This is a genomic window from Streptomyces sp. NPDC048192, assembly GCF_043202415.1.
Taxonomy (GTDB): Bacteria; Actinomycetota; Actinomycetes; order Streptomycetales; family Streptomycetaceae; genus Streptomyces.
Window position 1 is genome coordinate 69,305 of the sequence record NZ_JBIDAL010000019.1, and the last position, 19,736, is coordinate 89,040.

Below are 19,736 nucleotides of genomic sequence, written 5' to 3' on the forward strand. Positions count from 1 at the left end.
TGGCTCGTGTCAATCTTGTCCTGACACGGTGATCGAGTCGAGTTTGGCGCGCAGGTACACATGGGAGTCGACGGGCGGGTACGCCACCCGGCCGACCGGTGCGGGCACGGACTCCACCCGGGTGCCCGGGTCGCACTCGCCGAAGTACACGAGCGACATCAGCTCCTCGGCGGGCGCGTCGGCCGGCGGCGGCAGCACCCGGTGCCGCCCCGACCGCCAGCGGTCACCGGTCCAGCGGGCCAGCAGGTCACCGATGTTGACGGTGAGCGCGGCGGGATCGTACGGCGCGTCCTCCCAGCCGCCGGCGTCCGTGTACACCTGGAGCCCGCCCTTGCCGGCCTGCCGGTCGAGGATGGTCACGGTGCCGAAGTCGGTGTGCGGCCCGATCCGGAACTGCCCCGGCAGCGGCTCGCCGACGACCTCGGTGCCCGGGTACCAGTTGATGTTGAAGCCGTACGTCGGACGGTTCATGTGCCGGGAGAAGAAGTCCCGTTCGAGTCCGAGCGCGTAGCCGAGCAGCGACAGCAGCTCCTTCTCCAGGGCGGCCATGCGGGACAGATACGTCCGGCAGAGCGTCCTGAGCCGCGGGACCTCGGCCGGCCACACGTTGGGGAGGTACCACTCGGCGTCGACCACGGGGTCGCCGAAGGGCTCGTCGGTCGCGAAGGTCAGCGACTCCTTCAGGTCGGGCGGCGTCTCGGTGCCCTCCGCGTACCCGTTGGCCTCGGCGCCGGGCCCCAGCCAGCCGCGGCCGCCGACCTTCGCCTCGTACCGCCGCTTGACCTCGGCGGGCAGCAGGAAGAACTCCCGCGCCGTCCGGCGGATCCCCGCCCGCAGTTCCGGCTCCACCCCGTGCCCGGTGACCAGCAGGAACCCGGCGGTCTGCAGCGCGGAGTCGACGGTACGGGCGAGGGCGGCCCGGCTCTCCTCGTCGCCGCCCAGCCAGGGCCGCAGGTCGATGGTGGGAACACGCGCGTCGGTCACCCGGGTCCTCGCGTCCGCTAGCCGCTGATCATCGCGACGATCGCGCGGACCGCCTCGGCGACGGGCTGCCCGACCGCGCCGACGGTGTTCGCGATCCCGGCGATCGCCATCAGCGCGCCCCGCCGCGCCTGCGCGGGCACGGCGGCGCCGGGGCTGAGGGCGGGCAGGGAGTCGTCCAGGAGCTCGGCGTCGGCGGCCGGCACCCGGGTGCGCAACTCGGCGATCAGCCCGTGCAGTTCGGCGAGGGCGGCGGCCAGGGCCGGGTCCTGCTGCCCGGCGCCGGCCTCGTTCTTGACGATGCCCCGGTTGTTCCGGCCGCCGTACATGTTGACGTTGTCGCCGTAGTAGTAGTTCGTGCTCATGCGCCGATCCCCACGTTTCCGCTGCCGCCGTACATGTTGACGTTGTCGCCGAAGTAGTAGTTCCTCGGCGAGAAGGTCAGGCTCTCCACCGTGACCCTGAACCCGGTGTCCGGGTGGTCGATGGCGTACGAGATCTGGCCGACGACCTGGTCGAGGAACTGCGGGTCCGGGCTGGTGACCAGCGCGGTGGACGCGCCCGACGTCTCGATCGCGAGGACGTGGTGCGGGGAGGCGGTCAGGACGGACATCATCTCGGCGAAGAAGAAGATCTCCGCGGCGATGGCCAGCACCCAGACGAACGTGAGGTAACCGCCGCCGGAGTCCCCTCCGCTCAGGGCCAGGACGGGCAGTCCCGGCAGCGCCGCGACGATGGCGACGACCACCGTCCCCGCGGTGTACCGCAGGAACCGCAGCACCGCCTCCTTGCGCCGGGGGCGCATGACGAAGGTGTAGACCCGGGCGATGTTCGCCAGCGGGTACACCGCCGCGCCGATCCACAGGATCCCCTTGCTCACCCGGATGTCGATCCGGGCGGGAGCCGGCCGGGCCGGCGGTGCCGGGACGTCCGGCATGGGCGGAGCCGCGGGCGGCGCGGCGGCCGGCGGTGCCGGCGCGGTGGCCTGCGGGGCGGCCGCGGGCGCCGGTGGCGGGTCCTGGGCCGGGTGCTCGGGCGGCTGGCCGTTCTGCATCTGCTTGTGTCCCCCAGAGGTCCGTGATCCCTCGCGACTCGGTGACGACCATTAACAACGGCCGTGACGGGGATGGCAAGTCGTTATGCGCCGCCAAGTGTGAGGAGAGGGAGGACAGTTGACGCGGGATCAGTGCTCCACGCGCAGCAGCAGCTTGCCCGTGCTCGTCCGGCCGCCCATCAGCCGGTGCGCCTCGGCCGCCTCCCGAAGGGTGAACTCGGCCGTCACCGGCAGGGTCACCGTCCCGTCCGCCGCCGTGGCGAACGCCCGCTGCGACAGCCGGCGCAGCGCGTCCGGCGCCGTCCGGGCCAGGCTCAGGATGGAGAAGCCGGAGACCGAGACGCCGAGCGGGTACAGCTCGCTCTGGCCCACGCCCCAGGGCTCCGCGCCGCTCGCGTTGCCGAAGGAGACCAGGCGTCCGAACACCGCCAGCGAGGCCAGCCCGGCGCGCAGGGTGTCCCCGCCGACGGGGTCCAGCACCAGGTCGGCGCCGCGCCCGCCGGTCGTCTCGCGCAGCGGCTCCTCGAAGGCGCCGACGAACACCTCGTCGTAGCCGTGGTTCTTCGCGTGGACGGCCTTCGCCGCCGAGGACACCACCCCGTACACCGCACCCGCGCCCGCCGCCCGCGCGAGCTGCCCGACCGCCGTGCCGACCCCGCCGGCCGCGCCCTGGACCAGCACCGTCTCCCCGGGCTGGAGGCGGCCGACGGTGTGGACGAGGGCGTAGGCCGTGGGCAGGACCGTCGGCAGGGCGGCGGCGGTGCGCAGGCCGAGGCCGGCGGGGACCGGGAACACGGTCACCGCCTCGGCCACCGCCACCTCCGCGTAGCCGCCGCCCTCGACCAGTGCGACCACCTCCTGGCCGGCCGTCAGGTCCGTGACGCCGGCGCCGAGCGCGCGGACGCGCCCGGAGACCTCCAGGCCCGGGACGTACGGCAGCGCCGGCACCCGGTAGCCGTCCGCGCGGGCCTTGAGGTCGGCGAAGTTCACCCCCGCCCAGGCCACGTCGATGCTCACCTGCCCGGGGCCGGGCTCCGGCGCCTCGGCCGTGACCACCCGCAGCACCTCGGGACCGCCGTACCCCTGGAACTCCACCGCGCGCATGCCGCACCCCCGGCTCGACTGTTCAACGAAAAGCGAACACTCGCGAGTGTATGGTTTTCGTCGAACACTCGGCAAGCGGCAGGAAGAGGAACGTGACGTGACCGCCGCCAGTCACCGGACCCCCCCGGACCACACCCACCCCGACGACGTGCCCGTCCTCGCGGCGCTCGCCGCCCTCGCCGACCCCGTGCGCCTCACCCTGGTCAGGGAACTGGCCGGCTCGGCCGACTGGACCCGCAGCTGCGGCAGCTTCGACGTGCCGGTCGGCAAGGCCGCCCTCAGCCACCACTTCGCGGTGCTGCGCGGGGCCGGCCTGGTGGAGCAGCGCGACGAGGGGCCCCGGCGCGTCAACCGCCTGCGCCGGCCGGAGTTCGACGCCCGCTTCCCGGGCCTGCTGGACCTCGTGCTGCGCGACGACGCCCCCTGACGGGCCGGCGGACCGATCGGTTCCGGTCTCTGACGGAGTTTCACATTCCTTTCCTTCTGCGTTCGTTGGGCGTTCGTGCCGCCAACGTCCGGGCGGCGGACGATCCTGTCCCAGCTGACGCAGGAGACACGGGTGGCCCCACACAGAGCCGATACCGAAATGCCCCGTCGGACCGGTGAGCCCCGCCTGCGGGTCGGGGAGCCGGCGATCCCGCAGGGCTCCGCGGCGCGCCGCTGGTTCCCGCGCGCCGTCGCCGCCGTCACCGCCCTGTGCGCGGTCGTCGTCCTCGCCCAGGGCCATGCCGGGCTGCCGCTGACCCGCATCACCACGATCGAGGCCAAGATGGCCTCGAAGGCCGACTACTTCGAGGACCCCGAGGTCCAGCGGCTGCTCATCCGGCACGGCTTCCGCGTGCACATCACCCGCATGGGCTCGCGCGGGATCGCCGCCCAGAGCTACGACGGCTACGACGTGGTGTTCCCCTCCGGGCAGCCCGCCGCCGACCTGATCACCAGGAAGCGCGCGGCCGAGGGGCACCCGGCGACGACGTACCGCCCGTTCGTCAGCCCGATCGTGCTCGGCACCTACCGCGAGTACGCCGAGACGCTCCAGGACGCCGGGATCGCCACCCCCTTACCGGGCGTGCCCGCCGGGCAGAAGCCGCTCTACTACTCGCTCGACATGCAGAAGTTCCTGCGGGCGACCGCCGACGGCCGCCGCTGGGACCGGCTCGGCATCGACCGCGCCGGCAGACGCGTCGGCATAGACAGCCACGGCATACACAACGGCAACAAGGTGCTCGCCCAGACCTCCGACATCTGCGAGGCCAACTCCGCCGGCACCTACCTGGGGCTCGTCTCGTACGTCTGGAACCACGACGACATCCCGCAGAACACGGCCGAGGCGACCCGGTTCGCCGAGCGCATAAGGCTCCTGCTCAACGACCAGGGCATGCCGTCCTCGGAGAAGAACGAGACGTACGTCTCCGCCGAGGGCAAGAGCATCTCGCCGATCGCGGTGATCTACGAGCACCAGTTCCTGGCCCACCAGATCGCCACCCGGAAGAGCACCGGGCACGTCGACGGCGAGCGCGTCCTGCTCTACCCCTCCGCCCGGTTCGTCACCGAGCCGCAGCTCATCGCGCTCAGCCCGGACGGCGCCCGCCTCGGCGAGCTGATCAGCACGGACCCGGCGCTGCAGCAGCGTGCCATGGAACTGGGCTTCCGGGTCCGCGACGCCCAGGGCGCCTCCGCCACCAGCGACTCGCTGACCCGGTTCCTCACCGCCCACCACATCCAGGCGCCGCTGCTGTCGGACGACGACACCAAGGCGGTGCTGCCCCGGCTCGACCTGCTGGAGAAGATGATCGAGGTCGTCGGCGACTGCGCACCGGTGGCCCAGTCGGCGGCCGGCCAGGAGGCGCCGTGAGGAGCCGCGCGCTGCCGGCCGCGCTGTGCCTGGTCCTGCTCGCCGCGCTCGGCGGACTCGTCTCCTGCTCCGGCGACGACGACGGGCCCGACACCACCCTGCACGTCCTGGCCAGCGACGAACTCACCGACATGGAGCCGCTGCTGGAGCGGCTCCGGCAGGACACCGGGGTCCGCCTGGACATGGACTACCGGGCCACCAACGACGCGAGCGACACCCTGCTGACCGGCCGCCACTCCTACGACCTGGCCTGGCTGTCCTCCGACCGCTACTTCCGGCTGAAGGCGAAGAAGGCCGCCGCCGGTGCCCGTCCGGCCACCGTCGTGCAGAGCACCTCGATCATGCGCTCCCCGGTCGTCGTCGGCCTCACCCCCGAAGCGGCCCGCACGCTGCGCGCCCAGGAGCCCGGCGGCCGGCTGTCCTGGGCGGACCTCGCCGACGCCGCCGCCACGGGCACCGTGCGCTTCGGCATGGCCGACCCCCGGCGCAGCAACAGCGGTCTGGCCGCGCTGGTCGGCGTCGCCACCGCCGCCGCCGGCACCGGCGCCGCGCTGCGCCCGAAGGACGTCAGCTGCGACCGGCTGCGCGGCTTCCGCTCCGGGCAGACCCTCACCGCCGAGAGCTCCCACGCCCTGCTGGACGCGTTCGCCGGGCACCCCGGCCGCACCAACGCCCTGATCACCTACGAGTCCGAACTGCTCACCCTGAACGCCTCCGGCCGGCTGAGGCAGCCCCTTGAGATCGTCCACCCCGCCGACGGCATGGTGCTGTCCGACTATCCGCTGCTGCTGCTCGACCGGCGCAGCCGGGACGCCTACGACCGGGTGGTGAGGTGGCTGACCGCCGCCGGCCACCAGCGGGAGATCATGCGGCGCACGCTGCGCCGCCCGGTCAGCACCGCCGTCGCCCGCGACCCCCGGCTCACCGCGCCCCTGGACAACGCCCTGTACTTCCCGGACGATCCGGCCGTCCTCGACCGGCTGCTCGCCGACTACGGCGACCCCCGGCGCCGGGCCGCCGACCAGGTGATCTTCCTGCTGGACTTCTCCACCTCGATGCGCGGCGCCCGCACGGCCGCGCTCAGGGCCGCGTTCGCCGGGCTCAGCGGCGCCGACTCCTCCGCCGCGGGCAAGTTCGTCCGCTTCTACCAGGGCGAGAAGCTGACCGTGATCCGCTTCGGCGGACGCGTGCTGGACGAGCGCACCGTCACCGTGCACGGCGCCGCCGACCTCACGGCCCTCACCGACTTCGTCGCAGGCGGCGGCTACGACGGCGCGACGGCCGTCTGGTCCGCCCTGGACCACGGCTACGGCGCCGCGGAGACGACCGTGCGCGAGGACCCGGGACGGGCGGTGTCCATCGTGCTGATGACCGACGGCGAGAACAACGCGGGCATCGACCGCGCCGGCTTCGTCAGCCGCTACCGCGCCCGCCCGGCCGACGTCCGGGCCGTGCACACCTACCCCGTCCCCTTCGGTGACGCCGACCCGGCCGGACTGCGCCAGGTCGCCGCGGTGACCGGCGGCCGCGTGGTCGACGCCCGCGCACAGTCCCTGTCCGCCGCGTTCAAGGAGATCCGTGGCTGTTCTTGACGGCACCTGGTGGAGCGCCTGGTGGGGCGCGATGGTGTGGTGGCTGGTGGCCTTCGCCGGCCTGGCGACGCTGGTGGTGCTCGGCGTCCGGTCCGTGCTCAAGCGGCTCGGGAAGCGGGCCGAGGAGCCCCACTACCTCCCGCTGTACCTGGACAACGACGCGGTCATGGACGTGTTCAAGATGCGCAACCACCAGTCGGCGCTGCGCAAGGAGGTCGAGGAGCGCAACGTGCGCAACACCGGCTGGCTGGCGACGATCCCGGTGCTGTCGTGGATGTTCCAGCTCAACGGGGACCGCGCCACCGAGATCGTCGCCAAGTACGTCAAGGAGAGCGAGCCGATCCAGGTGATCGGTCTGCTGCTGTCCGTGCTGCAGCGGGGCGACGGGCTCGCCCGGGTCCGGCTGCAGGAGAGACCGGCGACGGTCAGGCCGAACCGCGCCCTCCTCGCCGCCGGGGTCACGGACACCGTGGTGCTCAGCGAGATCGGCGAGTTCGTCATGATCACCGGCCGGTTCGAGGCCGAGGACACCGTGGGGGACAACCTGGTGATGCGGGCCCCGTACGGGGACGGCGACCAGTCGGCGCACCTGCGGGTCGTCCTGCGTGTCGGCGGGCTGCGCCCCTCGGGCAACAGGAAGCTGCCCGAGGGCCAGTTCCGGGCCCACTGCCTGGGCAAGGTGACGACCTGGCGCCCCGACACCCGTGAGGTCGTGCTCCAGTACCCCGTGGCCGTCTTCCAGTGACCTGCGCCCATCGGCGCCGCCGATGGCCCCATCGGGAACGCCCCGCACGCACGCGTGGACCGGTGTCCCGGCCGGTCCTAGCGTCGGGGCCATGACTCCGGAACTCAAGGGCACCGCCCAGCTGACCACCGCCATGATGCTCTCGGGGACCCTCGGCGTCTTCGTCGTCGAATCGGGAGCCCCGCCCTTCGACGTCGTCTTCTTCCGCGTCCTGTTCGGCGCCCTCGCCCTCGGCGGCTACGTCACCGCCCGGGGCTGGCTCCGCGGCCACGGGTTCACCCGCCGCACCCTCGGACTCGCCGTGCTCGGCGGGGTGTTCATCGTCTTCAACTGGGTGCTGCTGTTCCAGTCGTACACGAACACGTCCATCTCGGTGGCCACGGTCGTCTACCACACGCAGCCCTTCTACGTGGTCCTGCTCGGCGCCCTGCTGTTCCGTGAGCGGCTCACCGCCGCCAGGGCCGGCTGGATCGCGGTGGCCTTCGCCGGTCTCGTCCTGGTCTCCGGGGTCACACCCGGCGACTTCACGGGCGGCGGGCCGTATCTGCTCGGCGTCGGCCAGGCGCTCCTCGCGGCCCTGCTCTACGGCCTGTCCACCCTGGTCACCAAGAGGATCACCGGGGTGCGCCCGCACCTGATCGCCCTCGTCCAGGTCCTGGTCGGCATCCCGCTGCTGCTGCCCTTCGCCGACTTCGGCGCGATGCGCGGCGCGGGCTGGCACTGGGGCTGGCTGGCGGGGCTCGGCCTGATCCACACCGGGGTGATGTACGTCCTGATGTACGCGGCGTACGCCAAGCTGCCGACCGCGAAGATCGCCGTACTGGCCTTCGTCTACCCGGCCGTGGCCATGCTGATGGACTGGCTGGTCTACGGCCACCACATCGGGCCGGTCCAGGCGCTGGGCGTGCCGCTGATCGTGACGGCGAGCCTGAAGGTCACCCTTGCTCGGCCACGAGCCGCCGCGCCTGCTCCACGAACAGCCGCGCATGCGCCGGAAGCCGCTTCCCGGCCCGCCACGCCAACTGCGTGCGAAGCGTGAACGGCGGCTCCCAGTCCAGCCGTACGAGACTTCCCTCCGCGAGTTCGGCGGCGACCGTCACCTCGGGCAGCAGCGCGATCCCGAGGCCGACCGCCGCCGCGCGCTTGGTGGCCTCGATGGTGCCGAACTCCAGGAAGTCAACGGCCCCCAGGGCCGTCAGCTCCCGCTCGAACAGGTCCCGGTAGGCGCAGCCCGGCTCGGTGGCCAGCAGCGGCCGGCCCACCAGGTCCGCGGTGGCGACGGCCGCTCCCGCCAGGGGGTGTCCCGGCGCCGCGACCAGCGCCAGCGGCTCCACCGCGAGGACCACGGTCTCCAGCCCGGGGTGCTCGGTCCGCTCCTCCATCAGGAACCCGACGTCGTAGGCGCCCTGACGCAGCGCCTGCCGGGTCTCGTCGCCGATGGTGGTGCGCAGCGCGAGCCGCACCCGCGGGTGGCGGTGGTGGAAGTACTCCAGCAGCGGCGGCAGCCGGTAGGAGGTGAGCGACTCCATGGTGCCGACGGTGAGCGTGCCGGACGGCTCCTCCGGCTCGGCGACGGCCGCCCGGGCCTCGTCCGCCAGCTCGATGATCCGCCGGGCGTACGGCAGCAGCCGCTCGCCCGCCCCGGTGAGCCGGATCCGGCTGCCCAGCCGGTCGAACAGCTCCACGCCGAGGGAGGACTCCAGGGCGCGGATCTGACCGGTCACGCTGGACTGCGCGTACGACAGCTCGGCCGCGGCCCGGGTGAAGCTCAGGGCCGTGGCGACCTTCTCGAAGGTGACGAGCAGGCGGAGTTCCATCAGCTCTGCTCGGGATCGTCCTTGTTCAGGGACTTGAGGAACTCGGGGTTGTCGTCGGGGGCGACCCACCGCCCGGTACCGGCCCCGGCGCCGCCCGCGGGCACCGGCCGGCGGTCCCTGCCGGTGATCAGCCAGGCCACCGGTCCGACCAGCACCTCGCCGAAGAGCAGGATGATGATCACCCACACCACCTTCGGCAGATGGCGCACCTCGTCCTCCGGGGTGTTCAGACAGTCCACGAAGGCGTAGATCCACAGCGCCAGCACCAGCAGGAACGGCAGATACCTGAGCATGGCGTGCAGGGTATACGAGCGCCCGGAACCCGCACCCGGCAACGGCCCGGAGCGGTCCGTCGGCGATACTGGACCGCATGGCTTACGACGATCTTCGCTCCCTGCTGCGCGCGCTGGAGCGCGAGGGCGACCTCAAGCGCGTCAAGGCCGAGGTCGACCCGTATCTCGAAGTGGGGGAGATCGTCGACCGGGTGCAGAAGTCCGGCGGCCCGGCGCTGCTCTTCGAGAACGTGAAGGGCTCGGCGATGCCGCTCGCCATGAACGTCTTCGGCACCGACCGGCGGCTGCTGAAGGCGCTGGGCCTTGCGTCGTACGGCGAGATCTCCGAGAAGATCGGCGGTCTGCTGCGCCCCGAACTGCCGCACGGCTTCGTCGGCGTGCGCGAGGCCTTCGGCAAGCTCGGCGCGATGACGCACGTGCCGCCGAAGAAGGTCAGGGACGCCCCCGTGCAGGAGGTCGTGCTGCACGGCGACGAGGTGGACCTCGACCGGCTCCCGGCGCTGTTCACCTGGCCCAAGGACGGCGGCTCCTTCTTCAACCTGGGGCTCACCCACACCAAGGACCCCGAGACGGGCGTCCGCAACCTCGGGCTGTACCGCCTCCAGCGCCACGACAAGCGCACCATCGGCATGCACTGGCAGATCCACAAGGACAGCCGCAACCACTACCAGGTGGCCGCGAGAAGGGGCGAACGCCTCCCGGTCGCCATCGCGTTCGGCTGCCCGCCGGCCGTGACGTACGCCTCCACCGCCCCGCTCCCCGGCGACATCGACGAGTACCTGTTCGCCGGGTTCATCGCGGGCAGGCGGATCGAGATGACCGACTGCAAGACGGTCCCGCTCCAGGTGCCGGCCAACGCCGAGGTCGTCCTGGAGGGCTGGCTGGAGCCGGGCGAGATGCTGCCCGAGGGCCCCTTCGGCGACCACACCGGCTTCTACACCCCGCAGGAGCCGTTCCCCGCGCTGCGGATCGACTGCGTGACGATGCGGAAGCGGCCGCTGCTCCAGTCGATCGTCGTCGGCCGCCCCCCGACGGAGGACGGCCCCCTCGGCCGGGCGACCGAGCGCTTCTTCCTCCCCCTGCTCAAGATCATCATCCCGGACATCGTGGACTACCACCTGCCCGAGGCCGGCGGCTTCCACAACTGCGCGATCGTCTCGATCGACAAGAAGTACCCGAAGCACGCGCAGAAGGTCATGCACGCGATCTGGGGGGCGCACATGATGTCCCTGACCAAGCTGATCGTGGTCGTGGACGCCGACTGCGACGTGCACGACCTGCACGAGGTCGCCTGGCGTGCCCTCGGCAACACCGACTACGCCCGTGACCTCACGGTCGTCGAAGGCCCGGTCGACCATCTGGACCACGCCTCCTACCAGCAGTTCTGGGGCGGCAAGGCGGGCATCGACGCGACGAAGAAGTGGCCCGAGGAGGGCTACACCCGCAACGGGGGCTGGCCGGACATGGTCCTGTCGGACCCGGCGACGGCGGCCCTGGTGGACCGCCGCTGGAAGGAGTACGGCCTGTGACCACCGCAGTCATCCAGCCGGGCAGGACGCGGGCCTTCCTGCGCCTGGTGATGATCGAGCACTCGGTCTTCGCGCTCCCCTTCGCCTACATCGCCTCCTTGACGGCGATGTACGAGTGGGACCGGAACATCCACTGGGGCCGGCTGCTGCTGGTCACCGTCTGCATGGTGGGTCTGCGCACGTTCGCGATGGCCGTGAACCGGATCATCGACCGCGAGATCGACGCCCGTAACCCCCGTACGGCCCACCGGGAACTGGTGACCGGCGCGATGAGCGTCCGGCACGCCTGGACGGGCGCGCTGATCGCGGTCGTCGTCTTCCTCGGCGCCGCCGCCCTGCTCAACCCGCTGTGCCTGGCGCTGGCCCCCGTCGCCGTGGTCCCGATGGTGGTGTATCCGTACGGCAAGCGGTTCACCAACTTCCCGCAGGCCATCCTCGGCCTCGCCCAGGCCATGGGCCCGATCGGGGGCTGGCTGGCGATCACCGGCGAGTGGTCCTGGACGGCGGTGATCCTCGGCCTGGCGGTCGGCGTCTGGATCGGCGGCTTCGACCTGATCTACGCCTGCCAGGACGTGGAGACCGACCGCGAGATCGGCGTGATGTCGGTTCCGGCCCGGTTCGGCATCCCCGCCGCGATCTGGGGCGCGCGGGCCTGCCACACGATCACGACGGCCCTGTTCGTCTGGTACGCCCTGGTGACCCACGCGGGCGCGTTCTTCTGGCTGGGCCTGCTGATCGTCGCCGGCGCCTTCGGCTACGAACACCGCATCGTGCGCCCGCACGACCTGTCCCGCCTCAACAGGGCGTTCTTCTCGGTCAACGGCTTCATCGGCATCGCCCTGTTCGTGTGCGCGCTGCTGGATCTCCTGGTCCGGGGTCTGACTCCCTGAGCGCGGTGCCGCCCGAAGGCCCCCCACCCGGCCTGAGCTCTTCCCGACTCACCGGTACGCTCAAGGTGTGAACGCAGGGGAAAAGCAGCGCGTGCCTTGGATCGTGGGGGTGTCCGGGGCTTCCGGGACGCCGTATGCGGCCGCGGTGCTGCGGGCGCTGCTGGACGCGGGGGAGCCGGTCGACCTCGTGGTCAGCCGGGCCTCGCGGCTGACGCTGCTGGACGAGACGGGGATCTCCTTCCGGGACGCCCACTGGCAGCACGACCTGCGGGAATGGCTCGCCCGGGGCGCCGACGGCAAGCCCGGGGTCTTCGACGCCGACGTCAGCGCGGTCCGGTACTGGAGCGCGGGCGACCTCGCCGCCGGGCCGTCCTCCGGGTCGTACCCGGCGAAGGGCATGCTGATCGTGCCCGCCTCCACCGCCTGTGTGGCCGGCGTGGCGCTCGGACTGTCCAAGGACCTGCTCCAGCGGGCGGCGAGCGTCACCCTGAAAGAGCGCCGGACCCTGGTCGTGGCCGTACGGGAGACCCCCTTGAACGGCCAGACCCTGCGGCACCTCGTGGCGCTGGACGACGCCGGCGCCCGCGTCGTGCCGACCTCGCCCGCCTTCTACGCGGGCGCCACCCACATCCAGGACCTGGTGGACTTCGTCGCCGGGCGGGTGCTGGACGCGGCGGGCGTCGGGCACGGCCTGTACCGGCGCTGGAAGGGCGAGCTGGGCGGCGGCACACCGGGCGAGTAAGGCAAGCAGCAGTACCTCCAGCAGTACCTCTCATCACTTCAGGCACCTGAACTTCAGGAACTTCACCGGAAGGCTTCGATCGCATGGACGCGGTGGACAGGCAGCTCATCCAGGCCCTGAGGGAGAACGGCCGGGCCTCGTACGCGGAGCTGGGGCGCCTCGTCGGCCTGTCCGGCCCCAGCGTCACCGACCGGATCAACCGTCTCGAGGCGGCCGGCGTCATCACCGGCTACCGCGCCACGGTGAACGCGGCCTCGCTCGGCCTCGGCGTCACCGCGCTGATCGGCATCTCGCTCTCCGACGCCGCCGACCACGAGGACGTCGCCCAGCGCCTGCGGGACCTGCAGGAGATCGAGGACTGCTGGTTCATCGCCGGCGACGACTCCTACATGCTCAAGGTGCGCGCGACCGACGTGGACGGGCTGGAGCGGATCATCCGGCGGCTCAGCGGCACCAAGGGCGTCTCGCGGACGCGTACCACCATCGTGCTCTCCACCAAGTGGGAGAACCGGGTCGGAGAGCTGCCCGAAGAGGTCTAGGGATACGGTGGGCCGTGCTGTCGTAGAAAGGGCGTGTTGGCATGGACGTCGGGCTCAAGCGCGAGCTGGAGGAGAAGGTCCGCTCCGGTGAGCGGCTGACCCGCGAGGACGGTGTCGCGCTGTACGAGTCGGACGACCTGGCGTGGCTCGGCGGCCTCGCGCACGAGGTGCGGACCCGCAAGAACGGTGACGTCGTCCACTTCAACGTCAACCGGCACCTCAACATGACCAACGTGTGCACGGCCTCCTGCGCCTACTGCTCCTTCCAGCGCAAGCCGGGGGAGAAGGACGCGTACACGATGCGCATCGAGGAGGCGGTCAAGCTCGCCAAGGCGATGGAGTCGGAGAACCTCACCGAGCTCCACATCGTCAACGGCCTGCACCCGAACCTGCCGTGGCGCTACTACCCGCGCTCGCTCAGGGAGCTGAAGAAGGCTCTGCCGGACGTCTCCCTGAAGGCGTTCACCGCCACCGAGATCCACCACTTCGAGACCATCTCCGGGCTGAGCGCCAGCGAGATCCTCGACGAGCTGATCGACGCGGGCCTGGAGTCGCTGACCGGCGGCGGGGCGGAGATCTTCGACTGGGAGGTCCGCCAGCACATCGTGGACCACCGCACCCACTGGGAGGACTGGTCCCGCATCCACCGCCTGGCGCACGAGAAGGGTCTGAAGACCCCGTGCACCATGCTGTACGGCCACATCGAGGAGCCCCGCCACCGCGTCGACCACGTGCTGCGGCTGCGCGAGCTGCAGGACGAGACCGGCGGCTTCCAGGTCTTCATCCCGCTGCGCTACCAGCACGACTTCGTGGACATGAAGGACGGCAAGATCCGCAACCGCCTTCAGGCCCGTACCACGATGGCGACCGGCGCCGAGGCGCTGAAGACGTTCGCGGTGTCGCGGCTGCTGTTCGACAACGTCCCGCACGTGAAGGTCTTCTGGGTCATGCACGGCGTGCAGACCGCCCAGCTGGCCCTGCAGCACGGCGCGGACGACATGGACGGCTCGGTCGTGGAGTACAAGATCACCCATGACGCGGACAACTTCGGCACGCCGAACAAGCTGACCCGCGAGGACCTGCTGGAGCTGATCCGCGACGCCGGCTTCCGCCCGGTGGAGCGCAACACGCGCTACGAGATCATCCGCGAGTACGACGGCCCCGACCCGGCGCGCCGGGACTCGCCCCAGCCGATGCGCGTCTGACCCCCCGGCGGGGGTACCCGGGGGCCATGGCTGTCACCAAGGCCCCCGAGGACGCGTACACGGCGCGGCCCTTCGTCCCCGAAGGCGCCGGTCTCGCCGCGCTGCGCGAGGCCGCGGCCGGCTGCCGCGGCTGCCCGCTGCACGAGAACGCCACCCAGACGGTGTTCGGCGCGGGCGACGAGCACGCGCGCGTGATGCTCGTCGGGGAGCAGCCAGGCGACCAGGAGGACCGGCAGGGCAGGCCGTTCGTCGGCCCGGCCGGCAAGCTGCTCGACAGGGCGCTCGCCGAGGCCGGCATCGACCCGGGCGACGCCTATGTGACCAACGCGGTCAAGCACTTCAAGTTCACCCGGGCAGAGCCCCGCAAGCGCCGGATCCACAAGGCGCCGAGCCTGCGGGAGATGACGGCGTGCGGGCCCTGGCTCGCGGCGGAGCTGGCGGTCGTGGAACCCGAGCTGATCGTGGTGCTCGGCGCCACCGCGGGCAAGGCGCTGCTCGGGTCGTCGTTCCGGGTGGGCGAGGTGCGCGGCACCGTCCTGGAGCGGGAGATCCACGGCCGGCCCGAGCGGCTGGTGCCGACCGTCCATCCGTCGTCCGTCCTGCGGGCGCAGGACGAGGACCGCAGGGCCGCGTACGAGGGGCTGGTGGCCGATCTGAAAGTGGCTGCGCGCGCACTGGGGTAATGGTTAACATCCCGTATGCCGCTTACCTTCACGCTGGACCCCGCCGTCACGCCCGAGCTTCGCGACGGCATCCTCGACCTGTGGACGGACGTCTCCGCCGCGGGCGGCGCCGTCGGCTTCGTGCCGCCGGTGAGCCGGGAGGACGTCCGGCCGGAGCTGGTGAGGCACTTCGTGGCCATGGCCGAGGGCCGGCACCGGCTGCTCGTCGGGCGCGACGAGACGGGCGCGCCGGCCGCGACCGCGTTCCTCGCCTTCAACACCCACCGTCTGATGCGGCACTGGGTGTGGCTCTATACGGTGATGGTCCACCCGAAGCACCAGGGCAAGGGGTACGGCCGCGACCTGCTGGCCGCCGCCGAGGACGCGGCCCGCGGCTTCGACGGCATAGACGCGATACGGCTCACCTGCCGGGGCGGCCTCGGCCTCGAGCGGTTCTACGGCTCCTGCGGCTACAAGGAGGTCGGTCGCGTCCCCGGCGCCATCCGGGTGGCGCCCGGCGACGACCGCGACGACGTGATCATGCTGCTGCCGCTGCGCTGACGGCCGCTGGCCCACCCCCCTGCAAGATCGGTTGTCTGTCATGCTTCACTGGACGATGACCCTGTTTGGAATCGGACGACTGGATTGAGATGCTCCGCTACACGCTGATGCGCCTCGGCATCTTCGCCGGCTGCCTCGTCGTCGTCTGGGGAGCCGTCTACTCCGGCATCTTCCCGCGCGGCTTCGGCAACTCCAACGGCCTGTGGGTGCTGCTGCTCGCCCTCGTCCTCTCGGCGCCGATCAGCTGGGTGGTGCTGCGCAGGGAGCGGGACCGGGCCTCGGTGCAGATCGTGAACAGGGTGGACCGGATGAAGGCCAACCTGGACGCCAACCGCAGCCAGGAGGACGTCGCCGACGACACCGCGCGGGCGCAGGGCGAGGCGACCGCGTCCAACTAGTCTTGCCCCCATGGGCGGGGCGAGGACCAGGCGGATGCCGCGGGCGGTGCGCGAGCAGCAGATGCTCGACGCCGCGGTACGGATTTTCGGCCGGCGCGGCTACGCGGCCGCCTCCATGGACGAGATAGCCGAACTCGCCGGTGTCTCCAAGCCGTTGGTCTACCTCTACCTGAATTCCAAGGAAGACCTCTTCACCGCCTGCATCCGGCGCGAGGCCGCCGCCCTGACCCGGGCCGTCCGCGCCGGGATCCGCCCGGACCTGCCCGCCGACCGGCAGCTCTGGGAGGGCCTGAAGGCGTTCTTCGCGCACACCGCCCAGCACCCCGACGCCTGGTCCGTGCTGCATCTGCAGGCCCGTACGCACGGGGAGCCCTTCGCGGCCGAGGTCGTCGCGATGCGCGCGGAGATCGTCGCGTTCGTGACCCGCCTGTTCGCGGACGCGGCCCGCGAGGCCCACCGCGACCCCGATCTGCCCGAGCGCGAGGTCGCCGGCCTGGCCGAGGCGCTGGTGGGCGCGGCGGAGTCACTGGCCGCGTGGGCCAACGCGACCCCCGGCGTCAGCGCCGGCCAGGCGGCGGCCACCCTGATGAACTTCGCGTGGTCGGGGCTGGGCACCCTGCTCTCCGGCCACCGCTGGACCCCACCGACGCGGGCGGAGCGCCCCGACGGCGTCTAGCTCGTCTCGCCGGACAGGTGCAGGCGGCCGTCGGTGCCGCGGAGTTCGAAGCGGCCGGAACCGTCCGTGCCGTAGGTCACCGTGCCCGGCAGCAGCACCGGCGCGAGGAACCGGATGCGCACCCGCGTCCCGCCCGAGCCGGCCGCTGCCAGGCAGCGGGCCGCCGTCCACATGCCGTGCGCGATGGCCCGGGGAAAACCGAAGAGCCGGGCGGTGAGCGGGGACAGATGGATGGGGTTGCGGTCGCCGGACACGGCGGCGTAGCGCCGTCCGATGTCCCCGGCCGGCCGCCACTCGGCGACGACGGGCAGCGGAGTGCTCTCGTGTGCCGGGCCCGGAGCGGTACGGCTGCCGGTGCGGTGCCGGGCCAGATACGTGCTGCGCGACTCCCATACGACCTCGCCGGCGGCCCGCACCCCGGTGGCCACCGTGACCTCGGTGCCGCGCCGGTGCGGGGCCAGGCCCTCGATGTGCACGTCGAGTTCGTACTCCGCGGACGCCGGGAGCGGGACGTGCCGGGTGATCTCGATCGACGTGTGGACGAGGCCGAGCAGGGGCAGCGGGAAGGACCGTTCGGTCATCAGCCGCATCGTCAGGGGGAAGCCGAGGACGTGCGGATAGGTGACCGGGAGGTCGCCGTGGTCGGTGGGGAAGCCGCAGACGCGCTCGTAGGCGGCCAGCCGGTCCTGGTCCACCCGCACGCCGGGCCGCACCAGCCGGGTGCGCGGGAAGCCTGCCTCGGGGGAGGGCCGTTTGAACGGGGATCGCAGCGCGCCGCGTACCAGTAGCAAGCCGAGACCGTCGGCTGTCATGTCCTGCCCCCACCGCTTACTCTGAAGTAAGTTACCAGCGGTAATGCTACGTCACAGGGGAGTCGCCGCTCAAACGTGAGTCTTGTTCGCATAACCCCCGAGGTTGCACACCCCCGGCCCCGGACCACCCCCGAACCCGCACGATCCCCCCACGGCCGACCCGTACCATCACCTCCCTAACCTGCGGTAACCCCTTTCCGCCGAGGCGCCGCAGGTGCACGCACGCCACAGGAGCCGCCCGTGTCCAGCCCGTTCCCGAACACCCCCGTGTCTCCCGGGCCCACCGTCTCCGCCACCGACTACGACGGCCGGCCGGTCCTCGTGGAGCCCTGGGTCCAGCGGCTGGACGGCGCGGTGCGGGAGGTCTCCGTGCCGCCGTTCGCACCCCCGGTCAAGCACGGCTCGCTCGCGGACCTGCCGTTCGACAACGCGGACGCCGCCCCCGCCGCCGTCGTGCTCAGCCGCAAACTGGAGGACGGCCGCTGGCGGGACGTCACGGCGGCCCACTTCGCCGAACAGGTCCTCGCCGTGGCCAAGGGGCTGATCGCCGAGGGGCTGGCGCCGGGCGACCGGATCGCCGTCATGGCGCGCACGAGATACGAGTGGACGCTGCTCGACTTCGCCGCCTGGGCCGCCGGCCTGGTCACCGTGCCGGTCTACCCCACGTCCTCGGTGTTCCAGACCCGGTGGATCCTGCACGACTCCGGCGCGGTCGCCCTGATCACCGAGACCTCCGCCCAGGCCTCCGCCATCGGCCCCGAACTCCAGCACCTGCCCGACCTGCGCCATCTGTGGGTGCTGGAGAAGGACCACGTGACCCGGCTCGCCGAGGCCGGGGTGCAGGTGCCGGACGCGGAAGTCGCCGTACGGCGCGGCATGCTGGGCCCGGACACCCTCGCCACCCTCATCTACACCTCCGGCACCACCGGCCGCCCCAAGGGCTGCGCGCTCTCGCACGGCAACTTCTTCGCCGAGGTCGACAACGCCATCGAGCTGCTCTACCCGGTCTTCAAGGCGAAGGACGAGATCCCCTCGGTCCTGCTCTTCCTGCCCATGTCCCATGTCTTCGGGCGCATGGTGGCCATCGCCTGCGTCCGGGCCCGGGTCCGCCTCGGGCACGCGCCGAGCCTGGCCGCCGGGGATCTGCTGCCGGACCTCGCCGCCTTCCGGCCGACCTGCCTGCTGACCATCCCGTACATGCTGGAGAAGATCTACAACTCGGCCCGCGCGAAGGCCGAGTCGGGCGGCCGGGGCGCGGTCTTCGACCGGGCCGCGGCGGTCGCCGTCCGCTACGGCGAGGCGCTGGAGGCCCGGCAGACCGGCGCCGGCAGCGGTCCGGGCCGCTCCCTGAAGACGGCCCGCACCTTCTACGACCCGCTGGTCTACCGCAGGATCCGCACCGCCATGGGCGGCCGGGTGCGGCACGTCATCTGCGGCGGCTCCCCGCTCGGCCGGCGCCTCGCCGCGTTCTACGCCGGCGCCGGCATCGAGATCTACGAGGGTTACGGCCTGACCGAGACCACCGCCGCCACGACCGTCACCCCACCGCTCAAACCCCGGCTCGGCACGGTCGGCTGGCCGCTGCCCGGCACCCGCGTCCGCATCGCCGCCGACGGCGAGATCCTCGTCTCCGGCGACCATGTGCTGCGCGGCTACTGGGACCCGCAGGCCGGCGGCGTCGTCCCCGCGACCCGGGACGGCTGGCTGCCGACCGGCGACATCGGCGAGCTGGACGACGAGGGCTACCTCACCATCACCGGCCGCAAGAAGGAGCTGCTGATCACCTCGGGCGGCAAGTCGGTGGCCCCGGCCCCGCTGGAGAACTGGCTGCGCCAGCACCCGCTGATCTCCCAGGTGATGCTGGTCGGCGACGACCGCCCCTACGTCGCGGCCCTCATCACCCTCGACCCCGACGGCATCGTGCACTGGCGCCAGATGATCGGCAAACACCCGGTGCCGCCCGAACTGCTCGTCGGCGACCCGGAGCTGGAGGCCGTCCTCCAGCGCGCCGTCGACGAGGCGAACAAGCTGGTCTCCCGCCCCGAGTCGATCCGCCGCTTCACCGTCCTGCCCACGGACTTCACCGAGGAGGCCGGACACCTCACCCCGTCCATGAAACTGCGCCGCGCACAGATCATGGCCGACTACGCGGCCGAGGTGGAGGCCCTGTACGGCCCGGCCACCGGCCCCTGAGCGGCAGGGGACCCTCGCTGAGAGGGTCGGCACCCGCTCCTCGCGCGCGGAGCGGGTTGCCGCCCGGACCGGCCGTGTCCCGTCAGTG

General features: G+C 72.0%; 22 protein-coding genes. 15 read left to right on the forward strand and 7 right to left on the reverse strand.

The genetic code is table 11. The features are described from left to right. Window positions 1–9: 9 nt before the first annotated feature. From ACGFZN_RS33210 to ACGFZN_RS33225, 4 genes are all read right to left on the reverse strand, one after another. On the reverse strand, window positions 10–984 hold the full coding sequence (locus tag ACGFZN_RS33210) for an isopenicillin N synthase family dioxygenase (RefSeq protein ID WP_393862171.1): 975 nt from the start codon (window positions 982–984) through the stop codon (window positions 10–12). A 17-nt stretch (window positions 985–1,001) separates the two neighbouring features. After that, entirely contained in the window at window positions 1,002–1,346 is a 345-nt protein-coding gene (locus ACGFZN_RS33215) for a hypothetical protein (protein WP_393862172.1), read from the reverse strand. Next, the gene (locus ACGFZN_RS33220) at window positions 1,343–2,035 is read right to left on the reverse strand and encodes a DUF6232 family protein (protein WP_393862173.1); all 693 of its coding nucleotides are present in this window, start codon (window positions 2,033–2,035) and stop codon (window positions 1,343–1,345) included. Before ACGFZN_RS33220 ends, ACGFZN_RS33215 begins: the two co-directional genes overlap by 4 nt. 129 nt (window positions 2,036–2,164) lie before the next feature. Next, on the reverse strand, window positions 2,165–3,139 hold the full coding sequence (locus ACGFZN_RS33225) for a zinc-binding alcohol dehydrogenase family protein (RefSeq protein ID WP_393862174.1): 975 nt from the start codon (window positions 3,137–3,139) through the stop codon (window positions 2,165–2,167). A gap of 97 nt (window positions 3,140–3,236) precedes the next feature. On the opposite strand from ACGFZN_RS33225, the gene ACGFZN_RS33230 reads away from it, so the two are divergent. From ACGFZN_RS33230 to ACGFZN_RS33250, 5 genes are all read left to right on the forward strand, one after another. Further along, entirely contained in the window at window positions 3,237–3,566 is a 330-nt protein-coding gene (locus tag ACGFZN_RS33230) for an ArsR/SmtB family transcription factor (protein ID WP_393862175.1), read from the forward strand. Window positions 3,567–3,725: 159 nt separating this feature from the next. Further along, a complete protein-coding gene (locus ACGFZN_RS33235) occupies window positions 3,726–4,994 on the forward strand; it encodes a hypothetical protein (protein WP_393862176.1) in 1,269 nt (422 codons plus the stop codon). Beyond that, window positions 4,991–6,586, forward strand: a complete 1,596-nt coding sequence (locus ACGFZN_RS33240) for a substrate-binding domain-containing protein (RefSeq protein WP_393862177.1) — start codon at window positions 4,991–4,993, stop codon at window positions 6,584–6,586. Before ACGFZN_RS33235 ends, ACGFZN_RS33240 begins: the two co-directional genes overlap by 4 nt. Continuing rightward, the gene (locus tag ACGFZN_RS33245) at window positions 6,573–7,331 is read left to right on the forward strand and encodes a hypothetical protein (RefSeq protein WP_393862178.1); all 759 of its coding nucleotides are present in this window, start codon (window positions 6,573–6,575) and stop codon (window positions 7,329–7,331) included. Before ACGFZN_RS33240 ends, ACGFZN_RS33245 begins: the two co-directional genes overlap by 14 nt. Window positions 7,332–7,422: 91 nt before the next feature. Next, window positions 7,423–8,370 carry a DMT family transporter gene (locus ACGFZN_RS33250; protein ID WP_393862179.1) on the forward strand — a complete coding sequence of 316 codons (948 nt, stop codon included), beginning with the start codon at window positions 7,423–7,425 and terminating at the stop codon, window positions 8,368–8,370. Here the strand turns inward: ACGFZN_RS33250 and ACGFZN_RS33255 are convergent. Together ACGFZN_RS33255 and ACGFZN_RS33260 are read right to left on the reverse strand one after the other, a co-directional pair. After that, the gene (locus ACGFZN_RS33255) at window positions 8,267–9,148 is read right to left on the reverse strand and encodes a LysR family transcriptional regulator (RefSeq protein ID WP_393862180.1); all 882 of its coding nucleotides are present in this window, start codon (window positions 9,146–9,148) and stop codon (window positions 8,267–8,269) included. The genes ACGFZN_RS33250 and ACGFZN_RS33255 overlap by 104 nt on opposite strands. Next, on the reverse strand, window positions 9,148–9,441 hold the full coding sequence (locus tag ACGFZN_RS33260; protein ID WP_393862181.1) for a PLD nuclease N-terminal domain-containing protein: 294 nt from the start codon (window positions 9,439–9,441) through the stop codon (window positions 9,148–9,150). The genes ACGFZN_RS33255 and ACGFZN_RS33260 overlap by 1 nt, the downstream gene beginning before the upstream one ends. Window positions 9,442–9,518: 77 nt before the next feature. On the opposite strand from ACGFZN_RS33260, the gene ACGFZN_RS33265 reads away from it, so the two are divergent. The 9 genes from ACGFZN_RS33265 to ACGFZN_RS33305 all read left to right on the forward strand — a co-directional run bounded on the left by ACGFZN_RS33265 (window position 9,519) and on the right by ACGFZN_RS33305 (window position 16,643). After that, entirely contained in the window at window positions 9,519–10,970 is a 1,452-nt protein-coding gene (locus ACGFZN_RS33265) for a menaquinone biosynthesis decarboxylase (RefSeq protein WP_393862182.1), read from the forward strand. After that, the gene (gene mqnP, locus ACGFZN_RS33270; protein ID WP_393862183.1) at window positions 10,967–11,860 is read left to right on the forward strand and encodes a menaquinone biosynthesis prenyltransferase MqnP; all 894 of its coding nucleotides are present in this window, start codon (window positions 10,967–10,969) and stop codon (window positions 11,858–11,860) included. The genes ACGFZN_RS33265 and mqnP overlap by 4 nt, the downstream gene beginning before the upstream one ends. 91 nt (window positions 11,861–11,951) lie before the next feature. Next, window positions 11,952–12,602 (forward strand): UbiX family flavin prenyltransferase, encoded by a 651-nt coding sequence (locus ACGFZN_RS33275; protein ID WP_393862247.1) that lies wholly within the window; start codon window positions 11,952–11,954, stop codon window positions 12,600–12,602. Window positions 12,603–12,685: 83 nt separating this feature from the next. After that, complete coding sequence (locus ACGFZN_RS33280; protein WP_330338438.1) at window positions 12,686–13,141, forward strand: Lrp/AsnC family transcriptional regulator; 456 nt, start codon at window positions 12,686–12,688, stop codon at window positions 13,139–13,141. Window positions 13,142–13,182: 41 nt separating this feature from the next. Continuing rightward, window positions 13,183–14,346, forward strand: coding sequence for an aminofutalosine synthase MqnE (mqnE, locus tag ACGFZN_RS33285; protein WP_393862184.1), 1,164 nt, complete (start codon window positions 13,183–13,185; stop codon window positions 14,344–14,346). 26 nt (window positions 14,347–14,372) lie between these two features. Beyond that, the gene (locus tag ACGFZN_RS33290; RefSeq protein ID WP_393862185.1) at window positions 14,373–15,029 is read left to right on the forward strand and encodes a UdgX family uracil-DNA binding protein; all 657 of its coding nucleotides are present in this window, start codon (window positions 14,373–14,375) and stop codon (window positions 15,027–15,029) included. 15 nt (window positions 15,030–15,044) lie between these two features. Beyond that, on the forward strand, window positions 15,045–15,569 hold the full coding sequence (locus tag ACGFZN_RS33295) for a GNAT family N-acetyltransferase (protein ID WP_393862186.1): 525 nt from the start codon (window positions 15,045–15,047) through the stop codon (window positions 15,567–15,569). A gap of 89 nt (window positions 15,570–15,658) precedes the next feature. Next, window positions 15,659–15,967 carry a DUF4229 domain-containing protein gene (locus ACGFZN_RS33300; RefSeq protein WP_393862248.1) on the forward strand — a complete coding sequence of 103 codons (309 nt, stop codon included), beginning with the start codon at window positions 15,659–15,661 and terminating at the stop codon, window positions 15,965–15,967. A gap of 10 nt (window positions 15,968–15,977) precedes the next feature. Beyond that, complete coding sequence (locus ACGFZN_RS33305; protein ID WP_393862187.1) at window positions 15,978–16,643, forward strand: TetR/AcrR family transcriptional regulator; 666 nt, start codon at window positions 15,978–15,980, stop codon at window positions 16,641–16,643. On the opposite strand, the gene ACGFZN_RS33310 is transcribed toward ACGFZN_RS33305, so the two are convergent. Continuing rightward, the gene (locus ACGFZN_RS33310; RefSeq protein ID WP_393862188.1) at window positions 16,640–17,455 is read right to left on the reverse strand and encodes a MaoC/PaaZ C-terminal domain-containing protein; all 816 of its coding nucleotides are present in this window, start codon (window positions 17,453–17,455) and stop codon (window positions 16,640–16,642) included. The two genes, ACGFZN_RS33305 and ACGFZN_RS33310, sit on opposite strands and share 4 nt — an antisense overlap. 267 nt (window positions 17,456–17,722) lie before the next feature. Here ACGFZN_RS33310 and ACGFZN_RS33315 point away from each other — a divergent pair, with 267 nt between their 5' ends. Further along, window positions 17,723–19,648 (forward strand): AMP-dependent synthetase/ligase, encoded by a 1,926-nt coding sequence (locus ACGFZN_RS33315; RefSeq protein WP_393862249.1) that lies wholly within the window; start codon window positions 17,723–17,725, stop codon window positions 19,646–19,648. Window positions 19,649–19,736: the final 88 nt, after the last annotated feature.

What these genes read in the sequence shown, in the direction of transcription:
- ACGFZN_RS33215 (WP_393862172.1), bottom strand. Translation starts at nt 1,346, where the DNA reads ATGAGCACGAACTACTACTACGGCGACAACGTCAACATGTACGGCGGC.
- ACGFZN_RS33220 (WP_393862173.1), bottom strand. Translation starts at nt 2,035, where the DNA reads ATGCAGAACGGCCAGCCGCCCGAGCACCCGGCCCAGGACCCGCCACCG.
- ACGFZN_RS33225 (WP_393862174.1), bottom strand. Translation starts at nt 3,139, where the DNA reads ATGCGCGCGGTGGAGTTCCAGGGGTACGGCGGTCCCGAGGTGCTGCGG.
- ACGFZN_RS33235 (WP_393862176.1), top strand. Translation starts at nt 3,726, where the DNA reads ATGCCCCGTCGGACCGGTGAGCCCCGCCTGCGGGTCGGGGAGCCGGCG.
- ACGFZN_RS33250 (WP_393862179.1), top strand. Translation starts at nt 7,423, where the DNA reads ATGACTCCGGAACTCAAGGGCACCGCCCAGCTGACCACCGCCATGATG.
- ACGFZN_RS33255 (WP_393862180.1), bottom strand. Translation starts at nt 9,148, where the DNA reads ATGGAACTCCGCCTGCTCGTCACCTTCGAGAAGGTCGCCACGGCCCTG.
- ACGFZN_RS33260 (WP_393862181.1), bottom strand. Translation starts at nt 9,441, where the DNA reads ATGCTCAGGTATCTGCCGTTCCTGCTGGTGCTGGCGCTGTGGATCTAC.
- ACGFZN_RS33265 (WP_393862182.1), top strand. Translation starts at nt 9,519, where the DNA reads ATGGCTTACGACGATCTTCGCTCCCTGCTGCGCGCGCTGGAGCGCGAG.
- ACGFZN_RS33280 (WP_330338438.1), top strand. Translation starts at nt 12,686, where the DNA reads ATGGACGCGGTGGACAGGCAGCTCATCCAGGCCCTGAGGGAGAACGGC.
- mqnE (WP_393862184.1), top strand. Translation starts at nt 13,183, where the DNA reads ATGGACGTCGGGCTCAAGCGCGAGCTGGAGGAGAAGGTCCGCTCCGGT.
- ACGFZN_RS33290 (WP_393862185.1), top strand. Translation starts at nt 14,373, where the DNA reads ATGGCTGTCACCAAGGCCCCCGAGGACGCGTACACGGCGCGGCCCTTC.
- ACGFZN_RS33295 (WP_393862186.1), top strand. Translation starts at nt 15,045, where the DNA reads ATGCCGCTTACCTTCACGCTGGACCCCGCCGTCACGCCCGAGCTTCGC.
- ACGFZN_RS33300 (WP_393862248.1), top strand. Translation starts at nt 15,659, where the DNA reads ATGCTCCGCTACACGCTGATGCGCCTCGGCATCTTCGCCGGCTGCCTC.
- ACGFZN_RS33305 (WP_393862187.1), top strand. Translation starts at nt 15,978, where the DNA reads ATGGGCGGGGCGAGGACCAGGCGGATGCCGCGGGCGGTGCGCGAGCAG.
- ACGFZN_RS33310 (WP_393862188.1), bottom strand. Translation starts at nt 17,455, where the DNA reads ATGACAGCCGACGGTCTCGGCTTGCTACTGGTACGCGGCGCGCTGCGA.